The following is a 15,569-nucleotide window of genomic DNA, read 5'->3' as shown; positions in this document are numbered from 1 at the left end:
TCACCAGGACGCACATTTTTGACTTACGGCTGGCGTGCCTGCGGCGCCGCCCCCGGACAGGCGGGATCCTTACCCCAATGCCCATCACAGACGCGCCAGCGGCACAGTTGGTCTTCGAAGAAGCCTCGTTGTCCGCATTCTTTAACGCGTTCTGCCAGCTTGATGTTGCCAGGCGTAGCCGATGCGCTAACCTTGGTGGCCGTTTTATCGTCGGTCGCTTTCGGATCGGCCGGCTTGGTGCGCGCCACGAGCGCGGCCAATAGATCGGCGTCCGAATCATCTTTCGAAGTATTACCAGCCGCACGCGATTTCTTCGTTTGAGCGACTGTGGCAGGCGCGCTCGCGTGACGATTGCTCGCGCTCGTGCTCTCCTTCTTGCCGTGCGCCGTCACCTCGCGTTTCTCATTGCCGGCCACAGCCGTGGCGCTCCTGCCATGCTTTGCAGCCGGCACCGTGACCGCCGACGCAGCCGTTGCGGATGCAACCGGTGCGGATGCGTTACTGGGCTCGGCACCATCGGCGAGCGCGCGCGACAAGCGGCTCCCGTCACCGCTCGCGGACGCACTCGCGGATGCCGCCGGTGTATTGCTGTCGCTATCGTCAGCAACGATCGTGGCCGCCTGCGAGGACGCCGCAGCCGGCGGTTCCGCTTTTGCCGCGACCTGAGGCGCGCCGCTGGCGGCGGACGCCGGCACGGCGGCTTTCTCGGCGTTGGCGGGCGTGGCGGATGCCAAAGACTCCGACTGCACACGTTGCTGCATATGCCACGCGCCCCAACCGCCCGCCGCGATCACGAGCAAGGCAACCAGCACGAGCGGCGTTTTCGACCGGCGTGGTTTTTCGGTAGGCGGCGCGACGCGGCCTTCCAGGTTCGCAAGAATTCGCGAACCATTGCCATCGGCACCCTTAGCCTTATCGGATAAAAGGCTAGGTGGGGCTTTGGAATTCGAACTTTCCGGCGCACTCATTCACTGTCTCATTGAATCCTGGATTATTTCGCCGTGATAATACCGTTCCGGCTCCTCTCCGAGCAGGCCTGATTCTAAGAGCAAGCATTACAAAATACAATTGTTTCCAATTTCCGGGGTCGACTTTGATTGCCGTAGTACTTCTCGCCTATTTCGCCATCGCCGTTGTGATCGCTGCAATGCTGCTATTGCCGGCGGTACGCGCCTCTTTATTAGGCGCCGCGCTCGCCATTCATGGCCGCGTGATGCGTCGGGCATCGCAAGGCGCATCACGTGCTCGAAGCCAATTAGCACGTTCGGCAAAAATTTCGCAATCGACTGCAGTCGATATGCAAAAGTTACTGGCAAAGCGGCGCTTGCTGATTTTTACCACCACAGGTATTCTTGCGACGCCGCCATTGGTGGCATTGGCTTTACGCGGCCGGCAATTATTCCAATTCGATGACACTGCACGAGTACCGGATGAGAAAATTGCCGCGTTATTGAATGGCGAACAGCTTGTGCCCCCGCCGCCGCTGCCGCCAGAAGTATTTGCAACGCAGGAAGTGGAGCAGATTCGGCCTGCGCTGAAAGACGCGAGCCGCGACTGGAATTTGCTCGACGCCGATTTCAGAACGCGTTTATTGCTCGCCTACAAAATCATGCACGAGCAGTACGGGTATGAAATGGCATTGCTGGAAGGTTATCGCAGTCCGGAGCGGCAAAACCGCCTGGCGCAAATGGGGGGTAACGTCACGAATGCCGCAGCATTTCAGAGCTATCACCAATACGGTCTTGCCGCGGACAATGCTTTTTTGCGCGACGGCAAGCTCGTCATTTCAGAAAAAGATCCCTGGGCCATGCGAGGCTATCAGTTATATGGGCAGACGGCCGAACAGGTCGGCCTGACGTGGGGTGGCCGTTGGAAAATGATGGATCTCGGGCACGTTGAATATCACAAACCCGGCTTCGTCCTGGGGCGCGGTCATTAAGGCGGAGCAGGTAATAAAGAGGTTGCAATGGGGCGTTCAATCAATTTTTCCGGCGAGAATCGGCAATGCCGAATGCATAACGGTATTCGTCCAGGCGCCATCGGCGGAACACTCCATGGCGGATTTAACAATCCGGCCATATTCATTTTCGTCTGAATATGCTTTCGTTTTGTTTCAAACGCGGCGCGGGCAGACTTTGCCCGCGCTCGCGTCATGTTGTTTGCCACACCCGCGCCACAACACACATCACCAAGACCTGAACGGCTTATGCGACGCATTCTTAACGTGTTGACCCACACACGCACGCTCTCGATCATCGGCTTGCTAGCGCTCGCTGCTGTTTTATTCATCGGCGCCGACACCTTGCAGATCGACCTGATGTGGCCCGCCATTGTCCTCGGCGCGGTGATCGCGCTGTGGCTGCTGGTCTGGGTGGTGCGGCGCCTGCGCGCGCGGCGCGCGAATGACAAGCTCGGTGAAATGCTCGAGCAGCAGGCCGAGAAGCAGACCGAAACCGGCCCCGCGCCCACGCCCGCGCGCCAGGCCGAACTCGACGTACTGCGCACGCGCCTCGTGGATGCGGTGAAAACGATCAAGACCTCGAAGATCGGTCAGATGTCCGGCGGCTCGGCGCTGTATGAATTGCCCTGGTACATCGTGATCGGCAACCCGGCTGCGGGCAAAAGCAGCGCCGTGCTGAATTCGGGCCTGCAGTTTCCTTTCGCCGACAAGAACAACGCGGTGATTCACGGCATTGGCGGCACACGGAATTGCGACTGGTTCTTCACGACCGAAGGCATTCTGCTCGACACCGCCGGCCGCTATTCCGTACACGAAGAAGACCGCACCGAATGGCTCGGCTTTCTTGGCCTGCTCAAGCGTTTCCGGCCGAAGGCGCCGATCAACGGCATCATCGTCACGGCCAGCATTGCCGAATTGACCAGCAGCAAGCCCGAGTTCGCGATCAATCTCGCGAAGAATCTACGCCAGCGCGTGCAGGAATTGACCGAGAAGCTCGAAGTCTTCGCGCCGGTGTATGTGATGTTCACCAAGGCCGACCTGATCACGGGCTTCACCGAATTTTTCAGCGGCAGCGACCGCCATGAATACGACCGTGTGTGGGGCGCCACCCTGCCCTACGAGCCGGACGAAAAACGCGACGTGGTCGGCCTGTTCGACGAGCATTTTGAAGAGCTCTATGACGGCCTGAAAGAAATCAGCGTCGCGCAGATGTCGATCAACCGCGGCAACAAGCTTTCGCCGGGTCAGTTGAGCTTCCCGCTCGAATTCTCGACGATCAAGCCCGCCTTGCGCGCGTTCCTCGCCACGCTGTTCGAAACCAACCCGTTCCAGCACAAGCCGATTTTCCGCGGCTTCTACTTCACGAGCGCGTTGCAGGAAGGCGAAACCAACAGCGCCGCCGCCACCCGCATCGCCAACCGTTTCGGCCTCTCCGCGGAGAGCCTGCCCAAGCCGCACAGTGCATTCTCGAAGAACGGCTTCTTCCTGCGCGATCTGTTCTCCAAGGTGATTTTCGCCGACCGGCAGACCGTCAAGCAGTTCGCGAGTCCGGCCAAGACACGCATGCGCTATGCCACGTTCTTCGGCTTTGTCGCGGTGCTCGCGCTGGCGCTTGGCGGCTGGACGTGGTCGACGATCGGCAATCAGCAGCTCGCCGACAACGTCAAGGCCGACCTCGACAACGTGGTGCGCCTGCAGCAGAACCGCAACGACCTGCAATCGCGCTTGCAGGCCATGGACATTCTGGAAGACCGCATCGACCAGCTCGAGCAGTTCCGCCGCGACAAGCCGTTGGCGGTGTCGCTCGGGCTGTATCAGGGCGACCGTCTCGAACAGCACTTGCTGACCGAGTACTACAACGGCGTACGCCAGATCCTGCTCGACCCTGTCTCGCAGAATCTCGCGTCGTTCCTGAAAGACGTCAACGCGCATCCCGACCAGCTCGCTCCGCTGAACCGCACGCCGGACGCCGCGGCGATTCCAGTGTCCGCGCATACGGCAATGGCGGCGAACAGCCAGGGCGGCTTGTATAGCGACGCATCGCCGACCAACGTCGAAGACGCGTACAACGCGCTCAAGACCTACCTGATGCTGAGCGACAAGCGTCACGTGGAAACCGCTCACCTGACCGACCAGGTGGCCCGCTTCTGGCGCGGCTGGCTCGAGACGAATCGCGGCAACATGCCTCGCGACGAGATGATCCGCAGCGCCGAGCGCATGATCACCTTCTACCTGTCGCGCGTATCCGACAACGACTGGCCGATGATCGACCAGAACCTCGGCCTCGTCGACCAGACCCGTGAAAATCTGCGCCGCGTGGTGCGCGGCATGCCGGCCCGTCAGCGCGTCTACGAAGAAATCAAGGCGCGTGCGTCGACCCGTTTCGCGCCGATGACGATCGCGCGCATTGTCGGCGACAGCAATACGGCGCTGGTGGCCGGCAGCTACGCGATCCCCGGCACCTTCACGCGTGAAGCGTGGTTCCAGTACGTGCAGCCGGCGATCCGCGATGCCGCCACCAAGGAATTGCAGGCCAAGGACTGGGTGCTCAACACCTCCGCGCACGACGACCTGACGCTGGAAGGCAGCCCCGAGCAGATCCAGAAGGCGCTCGTCGCGATGTACAAGACGGAGTACGCGATGCACTGGCAGAAGTTCATGCAAGGCATTGCCGTGCAGAACTTCGGCAGTTTCAGCCAGGCGGTGGATGCGATGAACCGTCTGGGCGATCCGCAGGATTCGCCGATCCGCAAGATCCTCGAAACCGCGTACGACCAGACTTCGTGGGACAACCCGTCGCTTTTCAACGCAAACCTGAAACGCGCGCAAACCGGCGTGACCAGCTGGTTCAAGAACTGGTTCTCGCGTGCGCCGACCGGCCAGTTGAACGCCAACATCGACATCAACGGCAATCCGGTCGAAGTGCCGATGGGGCCGATCGGCCAGGAGTTCTCGGCGCTGGGCCGCATCGTCGTCTCCGGCGACAACGGCTCGATGCTGAAGGGCTACATGGACACGCTCTCGAAGGTTCGTACACGCTTTAACGTGATCAAGAACCAGGGCGATCCGGGACCGGGCGCGCGTCAGCTGATGCAGCAAACGCTCGACGGCAGCGGCTCCGAGCTGGCCGATTCGCTGAAGTACGTCGACGAGCAGATGCTGACGGGCCTCACCGATTCGCAACGCAAGGCACTGCGTCCGCTGCTGGTGCGTCCGCTGATGGCGGCGTATGCCGTGGTGATCCAGCCGGCCAGCGTCGAAGTCAACAAGGTGTGGAACGCGCAGGTCTATCAGACCTTCCAGAGCTCGCTCGCCAACAAGTATCCGTTTGCCAGCGACGCGAAGGTCGAAGCCGGCGCCGGCGAAATCGCCCAGGTGTTCGGGCCGGATGGCGCGATCGCCAAGTTCGTCGGCACCACGCTCGGGCCGCTCGCGGTGCGCCGCGGCGACACGCTGACCTCGCGCACGTGGGGCGATATGGGTCTCGCGCTGACGCCTGACTTCACCAGCGGTTTCGCGCGCTGGGTGGCGCCGCTTGCCGGCGGCGCGGCAAGCTCGTCGGGTCAAAGCTCGGCCGAACCGCAGACCGTGTTCCAGATCCTGCCGCAGCCTAGCAGCGGCACCACGGAATACACGCTCGCGATCGACGGCCAGCAGATGCGTTACCGCAATACGCCGCCGCAGTGGACCAACTTCGTGTGGCCGAATCCGTCGGGCTCGCCGGGCGCGACGCTCAGTGCCACGACCTTCGATGGCCGCACGCTGCAACTGGTCAACGAACCGGGCCGCTACGGTCTGGAGAAGCTGATCAATTCGGCACAACGCAAGCGCCGTCCGGATGGCACGTTCGATCTGTCGTGGACCCAGGGCAATATCACCGTGGCGGTCAGCATGCGCATCATCAGCACCTCGCAAGCCTCGGGCGGCGGCAGCAGCGACGCGCCGCAACAGCAAAGCCTGCGCGGTTTGCGGCTGCCGTCCTCGGTGGCGGACGTGAGCGCGGCGGCGAATTCGGTCAACGCGATGGCCGCGGGCGGCCCGGCACCAACAGGAACAGCGGGCGCCGCGCCGGCATCACCAGTGGCACGGCCGGCGACGGCCGCCGCCGCGGTTTCGAACACAGGGGGTGCGCAATGACGCAAACCGTGCAGGCGCAAATCGCCTACTTCGGCAAAATCCCGTCGCGTGGCGACTTCGTCAAAAGCGCGCATAACCCGCAGTTGCTGGCCACGCTCGACCGCTGGATCGCCGAGGCCATGGAATTGCTCACCGACGATCCGCGCTGGAAAATCGTCTACGAGAACGCCAAGCCGATGCATTTCGCGTTCCTCGGTTCACGAAGCAAGCTGGCCATTGCCGGGCACATGGTGGCCAGCCAGGATCAATCGTCGCGGCGCTTTCCGTTTCTTGCCGCGACCGCGCTGGAAGTCGAAAAACCGCTGACGTTTCTGGCCCACAGTCCGCTGGCCTTCGCGCGCCTGTGGTCACGCATCGCCTCGCAGATGAAACCGCTGCTCGGCGCGAACGAGCCGGCCGGCGCGCTGCAGGCGCTCGGCGAAACCCAGGTGCCGATCGAAATCGGCGGCGGCCCGGGCAATCCGCACGACGGCACCTTCAACGACTTCGTCGAACACCAGACACTCTCCGGCCTCGAACAGATGCTGCTGGCGAGCGGCCATCCGGTGCGCCTGCGCGGGGCTATGCTGGCGCTCGGTTCGCTGCTGCGTCCGGTGATGCAAAGCGGTTCATCGCATCTCGAACGCGGGCTGACACTGCCGCTGCCGAACGATCCGTTCTATCGCTCGCTCGTCGCGGCATTCTGGCTCGAACTGATCGCGCCATTCGTCTCACAGGCCGATTTCGAGCTGGCGATTTTTATCGGCACGATTGCCGAACGCGAACGACTCATCATCGGCTTTAACGGCGCCTCGGCCAAAACGCTGCATAGCGTGGTCGATCCGCAGGCGTACGCGGCGCATAACATCGATATCGACGATCCCGAGTGGATCGACGAACACGCACAAAACGATCATGGCATCAGCAAGCTCGTCAGCTATCTCGACCAACCGCAACTGTCGTTGCGTGTCAGCATCGACACGTTCCGCGAAGCATTCACGGGAGCGTGACACGATGCTGAGCCAACCTATGCGCATTGCGTCACTTGTGGCGGGCCTTCTGATCAGTGCGTTTGCCCATGCCGACAACGACGGCCCGGCACGCGTCACACCGGTCGACAATAGCGGCATTGCGATTCGCACGACGGTTTTGCCCGCGCCTGCGTCCGCGCAACCGGGCAATGCCGGTCCGGCGGTCAATACAGCCGGACTCGCCAGCGGCACCACGGGCGCCGGTACCGGTGCGATCAGCGCGTCGCCGCCGCCCGCCAATGCAACGCCGGGCCAGGTCGTGGTCGGCGGCAAAGTGCCGGATGAAGCGACCAAGGCCGCGGTGCTCGCACGGCTGCGCGACACCTACGGCGCGGCCAACGTGGTCGATCAGATCGAAGTCGCCGACGTCGCAACGCCGCCGAACTGGTCCGCCAACGTGCAAAAGCTGATCGGCCCGCAGTTGAAGCAGATCAGCAAAGGCCAGTTGAAAATCGACGGCACGCAGATCGACGTAAAAGGCGAAGTCCGCAACGAATCGCAGCGCCAGCAGCTCGCGAGCGATATGGCGAATGCACTGAATCCGACCTACACGATCAAGAACGGCTTGCGGGTGAGCGCGTCGGAACAGGGCCTGCTCGATCAGACCCTGGCGAATCGCACGATCGAGTTCGAGACGGGCAGCGCGACGCTTACGCCGCAAGGCCGCGCGATTCTCGATCAGATGGCCGCGGTCCTCTCGAAGATGCAGACGAAGACGGTGGCGATCATCGGCCATACCGACAACTCGGGCAATCGCACCTCGAATATCGCCCTGAGCCAGGCGCGCGCGGATGCGGTGAAGGGTTATCTGGTCGCCAAGGGCATCCCGCCCGAACAGATGACGACCACAGGGGTCGGTCCGGATCAACCGATTGCGACCAACGATACGAACGACGGACGCGCGCGTAACCGGCGCATCGAGTTCCGCGCGGGATCCTGAGTTGCCGCGCTTGAGTTTGAGCTTGAGCGTGTGATTAAAAAAAGCCTGGCATCGAAAATCGATGCCAGGCTTTTTTACTTGCGCGATAGATGTTCTAGCTGTTTTCCTCGGGCTTCACGCCCAGCAGTTCGCGAATATGCGCGAGCGAACCATCGTCCTTCACGACCGATGAAAGCCACTGATGCAAAGGCATATCCGCGCATTCTGCCGCTTTGTCGGCGAAGTAAGCCGCCGGATTATGCGGCTCGGTGCTGCGAAAAAATCTGGCCACTGCGCGCAACTGCGCGACGGCTTGCGCGCGGCTCTGGATGCCAGCAATCGAACTGGTCTGGACGGTCGGGCTGATCGGGCTGGTCGTCAACACGGGTTCCTCGCGTTGCGGTGAAGTCTTGAAGGTAGGCTCGGCGCGCTCGTGTTCTTCCGGCTTCGGCGCTTTCGCCGCCGGCGCATCAGCGCTGACGCCCAGTTCGCGGGCAAAGCGTTCCGCCAGCCGGTAGACGCTCTCATACGCATCTTTCGCCTGCCGGAAACTCGGTGCCGAATCGGCCGCGCGTTGGTCCAGTGCCTGTTCGAGCGCGAGCATCGCCGCTTCGAATGCTTTCAGGTCGGCCAGCAACGTCGAATAGAACGCGACCGGGGTGGCGCGCTTCGATGCTTCGATCTGCTCAATGGAAGGTTTGCCGCGCGCGATATCGTCGGCGTGATCCGGATCGCGCTTGACCGCTTGCGCGACATGCGTGGCGACGTCCCAGTCGATCGTGCTGTACGACCTGCCTTGCGACGACGTGAGCGGCGTGGCCCGCAGCAGATCGCCGGTGCGTCCGACCAGCCACGCGACGTTGCCGAGCCGGTACTCGGTATCGTCGCCCTCGGGCAGCGGATGAACGTGATCCCAGTACTTTTCGCACAGCCCCGTGAGCAGCGCATAACCTTGCGTGAGACCGCTTACGCCTTCCTCGATGGCAAGCGCCTCGGTGAGCCAGACCGCGAGACGCAAATCCTTCGTCTGCGTCTGCAGCAGGCTGCTCGAGCGTTCGACCACGAACGGCCAGTCGGCTTCCTTGATATCCGTGACCCATTCGCCCTGATCCAGCGACGGGTCTTCAAAACGGCGCGCGTGCTGGATCGCGTCGAAATCCGCTGAAAACAGCAGGTCTTCGCCGCACGGCGAGGTTTCGCTGATCGGCGCCAGCAGCGTGTTCAGATTAGTCGGCATGACAGAAAGCAATAAGGTTCCGGTACGGCATTAAAACAGATCGTGAAGCAACTGGGGCATGCCTCTTCACACAACGTTGTATTCGAACTCGCCCGCTTCGCTCGCGCGCACCGTGATGCGTTCGATCTCGGTACCATTGGCAATGCGCTCGAGCACCTGCTGCGCAACTTCGGGCAAGAGCGTGCCGTTCAGAATGTGGTCGACATTGCGCGCACCGGAATCCACTTCGGTGCAACGCGCCAGCACAGCGTCGACGAGCGATTCGTCCCACTCGAACACCGCCTTGTGATTCGATTCGATGCGGCGGCGAATTCGCTCCAGCTTCAAGTCGATGATTTCGGCGAGCACGTCGTCGGTGATCGGGTAGTACGGCACTACTTTCATGCGCCCGAGGAACGCTGGTTTGAACGCCTTGTACAACTGTGGCCGCAGCGTCTCCGCGAGTTCATCCGCATCCGGCAGCTCTTCCGCGCTCTTGTTCACGCATGCCTGCATCACCGCCTGCGAGCCGACGTTCGAGGTCAGAATGATCAGCGTGTTGCGGAAATCGATCTCGCGCCCTTCCGCGTCGTCCATCGTGCCCTTGTCGAACACCTGGAAGAACATTTCCAGCACGTCGGGGTGTGCCTTTTCCACCTCGTCGAGCAGCACCACCGAATACGGATTGCGACGCACGGCTTCGGTCAGCACCCCGCCTTCGCCGTAACCGACGTAGCCCGGCGGCGAGCCCTTCAGGCCCGACACGCTGTGCGCTTCCTGGTACTCGCTCATGTTGATCGTGACCATCTTGCGTTCGCCGCCGTACAGCACGTCGGCGAGCGCCAGCGCGGTTTCGGTCTTGCCGACGCCCGACGGCCCGACGAACATGAACACGCCGCGCGGCTTGTTCGGGTCCTCGAGATTCGCGCTGGCGGTACGCACGCGTTGCGCGATCGCATCGAGTGCGTGGTCCTGTCCGATCACGCGGGCGGCCAGTAACGGCTGCAGATTCAGCACGGTCTGGATTTCGTCCTTGATCATGCGGCCGAGCGGAATGCCGGTCCATGAAGCGACGATTTCGGCAACCACGTGGCCGTCGACCTGCAACGGGACCATCGGCTGGCCGCCCTGCAAGGCGTGCAACTCCGCCACACGCGTGGCCAGCGTGTCGCGTGCCTGCTGCGCCTTGTCGGCTTGCGCGGCATCCGCGCTGCCCACGCGCGCGGCGTCGATTTCAGCGCGCAGGCCGACGATCTCCGTGACAAGCGCGCGCTCCTTGTCGTAGCGCGCTTCATCTTCCGCGAGGTCTTTCACATCTTCTTCACGCAAGTCGCGCAGAGCCGCGAGCCGTTCGTCGTGCAGCGCACCGCTCGCCACTTCGCGCTCCAATGCGGCAATTTCGGCGTCGATGCGCTCCAGTCGCTTCCTGGTGTCGTCGATCGCGGCGGGGGTCGAGCTATGCGCGAGCGCGACTTTCGCGCAAGCGGTGTCGAGCACGCTGATCGCCTTGTCCGGCAGTTGACGGCCGCTGATATAACGATGCGACAGACGGACCGCCTCAGTGATCGCGTCGTCCAGCACCCGGACGTTGAAATGCTTTTCCATCAACGCTGCCATGCCGCGCAACATTGCCGCGGCGAGCGTCTCGCTCGGCTCTTCGATCTTCACGACCTGGAAACGCCGTGCCAGCGCCGCATCTTTCTCGAAGTACTTTTTGTATTCGCTCCACGTGGTCGCCGCGATGGTGCGCAATTCGCCGCGCGCCAACGCCGGCTTCAGCAGATTCGCCGCGTCGTTCTGGCCGGCCTGGCCACCGGCGCCGATGATCGTATGCGCCTCGTCGATAAACAGAATGATCGGATGCGGGCTCTTCTTCACCTCGTCGATCACGTTTTTCAGGCGATTCTCGAACTCGCCCTTGACGCTCGCGCCGGCTTGCAGCAGCCCCATGTCGAGTACATGCAGTGCGACACCCTTCAGCGGCGCGGGCACGTCGTCGGCCGCAATGCGCAACGCGAGGCCTTCGACCACCGCCGTTTTACCGACCCCCGCCTCGCCCGTCATGATCGGATTGTTCTGCCGGCGGCGCATCAGAATGTCGATCGTCTGGCGGATCTCGCCTTCGCGGCCTATCACCGGATCGATCTTGCCTTCACGCGCACGCTGCGTGAGATTGCTGGTGTAGGTATCGAGCGCGGGCGTTTTCGAGGGCGCGCCGGGTGCCGAGTCGGCAGCGGCTGCATCGCTCGCGCCTTCAGCTTCGTTCTCCGCGTCGTTACTCCGCTCGACTTCTCGCGACCCTGCGGTCAATTCGTCGAACTTATGCTTCAGATCCGTCACCCGCACGTCGCGCAGCAGCGGCGACATACGCTCGGCAAATTGGGCAAGATCCGGCGCCGTCAACAAGGCGAGCAGCAGATGCCCGGAGCGAATCCGGCCAATCCGCGAATCGAGCGACGCGATCAGCCATGCCTGCTCGAGCAAATCGATCAGGTGCTTCGAGAACACCGGCGTACGCGTATTGCCGGTCTTCAGGCGCTGCAATTCGCGCTCGACATCCGCGCGCAACGCATGCGCATCGACCCTGCTTGCGCGCAGCACCAGCGTGACGTCGCTCGCCGGTTCTTCCAGCAGCGCGAGCAACAGATGCTCGAGGTCGACCTCATAGTGACCGCGCGCGAGACAGTTGTTGGCCGCTAGCAAAGCCGCCTGACGGCAGGTCGGATTCAGTTTGGCGATCAGGGTATTGAGGGACGTGCTCATGTCGTGCGATCCGGGTCCTGGTTCTATCGTTATGGTCAGTGAATCACGTGCAATTCGTAGCGGGCATCAGCGCGATCATGGTCGGCTTCTCTCGTGCACAGAAATGCGTCCCAGCCGAGGCGTGCGCCGCCGCTCAGCGTGCTTGGCCCCACTTCCTTGCGGCGCAGCACCAGCGAGACCTCATATTCGAGTGTCACGCCGGCAAGCAGCGTCAGCATGCGTTCGAGCGCCACAGCACGGTCGGCGCCCGGTAAAAACGCTTCATAGTCAGCCTTGTCGAGCGGTCCGATCACGAGCCGCGCACGCATGTCGCGCTGCCAGACCCGCTCGCCCGCCAGCGCCGTGGCGCCGAGCGTGGCATTGACGCCGCCGAGCACGGTCAGTTGATCGCGCGGCACGTCGTACCATTTGCCGACGAACTGTTCGACGCGCACCCGCACCTTGAAGTATTCGGAGAGCGTGCGTTGCAGATAGGCCGCGGAAACCGGCCGGTGCCGCGCGGCCAATGCGTAGCCGGCAATCGCTTCGTCGAACAGCGCGCCGTCGCCGCTTTGCAGACTGTTGCGCGTGTCGTCGTCGGCAACGCCTGCCAGCGCGAGCAACAGTGGCAGATAGCGTTCGTCGCGATCCAGTTCGTAATGGAACGGCAGCCGGTACTTCTTCCACGCTGCGTAGAAAAGCGCTGTCGCGCGATTCGAAAACACGTCGAAGAATTCGCGTGCCGCGCGGTCGCGCTTGATCTGCTCACGCGCAATGATCTGCTCGGTGTAATGCAACGGCAAAGCGCCCTGCCCGCCGAGCAAACCGAAAAACGCTGGCGTGATATCGACCTTGTGTAGCGAACCGGCTGCGAGCGCGGCGGTGCGTTGCGGCTTCTCTTTCAGCGCCGCGCCCTCGTCGTCGTAGGACTGCGCGCTATGAATTTCGCTGGGCGGAAACGACATCGACAGCGAATTGCGAAAAGCAAGCCGCTGCGCGACGATTTCGCCGGGACGCCCGTTACTCGAGGGTGCCTGCTGCGCGAACCACTTCTCGAGAATCCGCACCGCCTGAAAAAATTCGAAGCGATGCGGTTCGTCGAGAAGTTGCTCGACTACGCCAGGATCGATTCGCCGCTGCGCGGTTTGCATCGCAAAATCTCCTCGCCAGTGCGCTTCGACACGACGACCAGTTGCACAAAGCTGTTCAGATGCACGTACAGCCCGAAAAACGTATCGATCACACGCACGAACGACGCGAGACTCGTGCCGACGAAATGCTCCTCGTCGATCGTCAAACGAATCTCGATACCGCGCACGAAAGTCGCGAACGGCTTGCCCGGCAGCCATTGCACCGCGGCGCGCTGCTCGATGCCCACGAGGCCGTCGATATGCCGTGCCGACACTGCCGTGCGCCGCAAGTCGTAAAGCACCAGCATTTCCTTGAGTGCCGACAGGCCGCTGCTGGCGAGCGACACATGATTCAACGCCAGATGCGAAATCAGCCGCCAGTGTGAAGCGCGCCCACGCTCGAAACGCACGCTGGGCGTCGGCCGTCGCAGCATGGTGATGCTGCCGGTCAGCGAGCCGCCCTCCAGAAACAGATCGCCGCCTTCGAGGCCTACCGCGAGGCCGGCGGGCAGGTCCCGATTGGTACACGTCAGATCGAGACTCAGCGTATCGGTTTGCGGCGCGGCCGGCTCGAAGTCGATATCGACAATCGATATCTCGGTCTCGTAACCGGGGCTTTTCTGCGCAACCCAATCGTTGCGCCGCGCGAACCAGTAGTGCCCCGCACGTGACGCTTCGCCGTGATGCAGCGAATAAAACGGGCGGAACTCGATCACCGATTCTTCGTGCGCCTGCTGCCGGACGAGTTTCACCGAGTCGATCGAGTAAACCTCGTACGCGAATGCGCGGCGCGCTTCGGCGATCACCGGATACGAAACCGCCTGATGGCTGATCCGGATCGGCTCGCCGTGCTGCTCGAACAGATTCACGACCGGCGTGCAGAACAGACGGAAATGATGCGCGGACAACGAATCCAGCAGGCGCGCGATGTGCGAATCGCTACGCACTTCCTTGAGCACGACGTGCAAGGTCAGACGCTGGCAGCGTCCGCTCGCGCGCGTCATTGCCGTTAGATCGAAATCCGCGAAATTGAATTTTTCCGGGAACGCGAAGTATTCGGTCAGCAAGCGGTACGCCGGATGCGATTTGGCCGGATAGTCGATCAGCGCATCGTCTTCGTCGAACCCGGCTTGTACGGCCGCGGGCTCACGCAGTTGCTTCCACACGCCGCGGCGGTCGGCTTCGACATAAGTCGCCATCGCGTTGACGAACAGGCAGTCCGCCAGCGCCGCGATAAACGATTGCTCGCCGTGCAGGTGCGCGCGCAACGTACCGACCTTCAGTGCGGAAAGATCGAGTTGCGCGGCGGTCGATTCGAACGTGATCGACACGATCGCCGTGGCGTTGCCGGGCAGAACGGTTGCGCTCGGCGCCATCGCGACCGACGTGTACTTCGCCTCCGAAATACGGATCGGCGCCAGCGTCACATCGTAAGCGGTTCGGAAACGGCATTGCACGCCCCGAATCGGGCGCGACTTGAGTTCGGTGCCGCGCTCGACCAGAACCGGCTCGGTCAGATGACTGAGCGCGGCCGACGTGCCCAGTTGGGCGATGGAGCACGACGGGAATGGCCGCAAGTAGTGCGGATACAGCACTTCCAGCAGCGCTTCGGTGAATTCGGGGTAATCGTCGTCGAGCTTTTTGTTGATGCGCGCGCCCAATAGCGCGAACGATTCGATCATCCGCTCGACGTGCGGATCTTCGCAGTGCTCGCCGGACATCGCCAGGCGCGCCGCGATTTTCGGGTAGCGTTCAGCGAAATCGCGTGAATAGCGCCGCAGAAATGATAATTCGCGCTCGTAATACGGCAGCAATTCTTCCATCGATCTATCCCCGGACCTGAACCCTCTCCGCTTGATTCATCGCCACCGTTGCGCGTAAGCGGTGGCAAAAGCGGTACTCAAGATACTAAAACACAGGTACTGCAACCCAGCCACCAGAATCGGGGACTAAAGCTTCGCGCGTGCGCGCGTCACCGAGTATTGCAGCGTGGATGGCTGCAGCATTGCATCGAAACTCACCGGTTCTTCCGCCGGATGCACGACCAGCAACGCCTGAATCGCAAAGTTCAGCGCGTTGGTGGACTGTTCGTTCAATTCGAGCGTAACCGCTACTTGCTGCAAGCGTGGCTCATGCCGTGCGATTGCCTGTTGAATCGACTTGCAGATAAACGTACGGTCGTAGTGACTCGCGAGGCTTAAGCCCGCGAAATCGTTCAGGCCGTACGTCAACAGCGAGCGCTGACACTCCGGCAGCGTCGCCAGCTCGTGTTCGGTCAGGGCTATCCGGGTGTTCAGGATCGCCTCGACGTCGCGCGCGACGGTGGCCTTCAGTTCGTCCAACGACAATTGCCGCATTGCCGGGGAAGCCGGCAGATGCGGTTCGTCGTCGAACAGCTTGTCGAGAAAGCTGGGTTCGAAGCGTTTCATCAGCGTCCGGAAAACCGGTTAGACGC

At 62.1% G+C, this 15,569-nt stretch carries 10 protein-coding genes; 4 read left to right on the top strand and 6 right to left on the bottom strand.

The window, feature by feature from the left end:
* Positions 1-23 precede the first annotated feature (23 nt).
* Complete coding sequence (locus tag HWX91_RS34615; protein ID WP_028197279.1) at positions 24-968, bottom strand: hypothetical protein; 945 nt, start codon at positions 966-968, stop codon at positions 24-26.
* Positions 969-1,093: 125 nt separating this feature from the next.
* Here HWX91_RS34615 and HWX91_RS34610 point away from each other — a divergent pair, with 125 nt between their 5' ends.
* From HWX91_RS34610 to HWX91_RS34595, 4 genes are all read left to right on the top strand, one after another.
* Positions 1,094-1,939, top strand: a complete 846-nt coding sequence (locus tag HWX91_RS34610; RefSeq protein WP_028197280.1) for a M15 family metallopeptidase — start codon at positions 1,094-1,096, stop codon at positions 1,937-1,939.
* 267 nt (positions 1,940-2,206) lie between these two features.
* The gene (gene tssM / locus HWX91_RS34605; protein ID WP_028197281.1) at positions 2,207-6,097 is read left to right on the top strand and encodes a type VI secretion system membrane subunit TssM; all 3,891 of its coding nucleotides are present in this window, start codon (positions 2,207-2,209) and stop codon (positions 6,095-6,097) included.
* Entirely contained in the window at positions 6,094-7,086 is a 993-nt protein-coding gene (tagF, locus tag HWX91_RS34600; RefSeq protein ID WP_028197282.1) for a type VI secretion system-associated protein TagF, read from the top strand. The genes tssM and tagF overlap by 4 nt, the downstream gene beginning before the upstream one ends.
* A gap of 4 nt (positions 7,087-7,090) precedes the next feature.
* The gene (locus HWX91_RS34595; RefSeq protein WP_028197283.1) at positions 7,091-8,047 is read left to right on the top strand and encodes an OmpA family protein; all 957 of its coding nucleotides are present in this window, start codon (positions 7,091-7,093) and stop codon (positions 8,045-8,047) included.
* Between the two features lie 94 nt (positions 8,048-8,141).
* Here the strand turns inward: HWX91_RS34595 and tssA are convergent, their stop codons facing one another.
* From tssA to tssE, 5 genes are all read right to left on the bottom strand, one after another.
* Positions 8,142-9,263, bottom strand: a complete 1,122-nt coding sequence (tssA, locus tag HWX91_RS34590) for a type VI secretion system protein TssA (protein WP_028197284.1) — start codon at positions 9,261-9,263, stop codon at positions 8,142-8,144.
* A 66-nt stretch (positions 9,264-9,329) separates the two neighbouring features.
* Complete coding sequence (gene tssH / locus HWX91_RS34585; protein ID WP_028197285.1) at positions 9,330-12,005, bottom strand: type VI secretion system ATPase TssH; 2,676 nt, start codon at positions 12,003-12,005, stop codon at positions 9,330-9,332.
* Between the two features lie 35 nt (positions 12,006-12,040).
* On the bottom strand, positions 12,041-13,135 hold the full coding sequence (gene tssG, locus HWX91_RS34580; protein WP_028197286.1) for a type VI secretion system baseplate subunit TssG: 1,095 nt from the start codon (positions 13,133-13,135) through the stop codon (positions 12,041-12,043).
* Positions 13,099-14,937 carry a type VI secretion system baseplate subunit TssF gene (gene tssF, locus HWX91_RS34575; RefSeq protein WP_028197287.1) on the bottom strand — a complete coding sequence of 613 codons (1,839 nt, stop codon included), beginning with the start codon at positions 14,935-14,937 and terminating at the stop codon, positions 13,099-13,101. The genes tssG and tssF overlap by 37 nt, the downstream gene beginning before the upstream one ends.
* A gap of 126 nt (positions 14,938-15,063) precedes the next feature.
* Positions 15,064-15,543 carry a type VI secretion system baseplate subunit TssE gene (tssE, locus tag HWX91_RS34570; protein WP_028197288.1) on the bottom strand — a complete coding sequence of 160 codons (480 nt, stop codon included), beginning with the start codon at positions 15,541-15,543 and terminating at the stop codon, positions 15,064-15,066.
* Between the last annotated feature and the right edge of the window lie 26 nt (positions 15,544-15,569).

The organism is Paraburkholderia fungorum (assembly GCF_902833645.1).
GTDB lineage: Bacteria > Pseudomonadota > Gammaproteobacteria > Burkholderiales > Burkholderiaceae > Paraburkholderia > Paraburkholderia fungorum.
The sequence above is the reverse complement of the archived record's forward strand: the minus strand, read 5'-3'. Positions and strand labels throughout refer to the sequence as shown.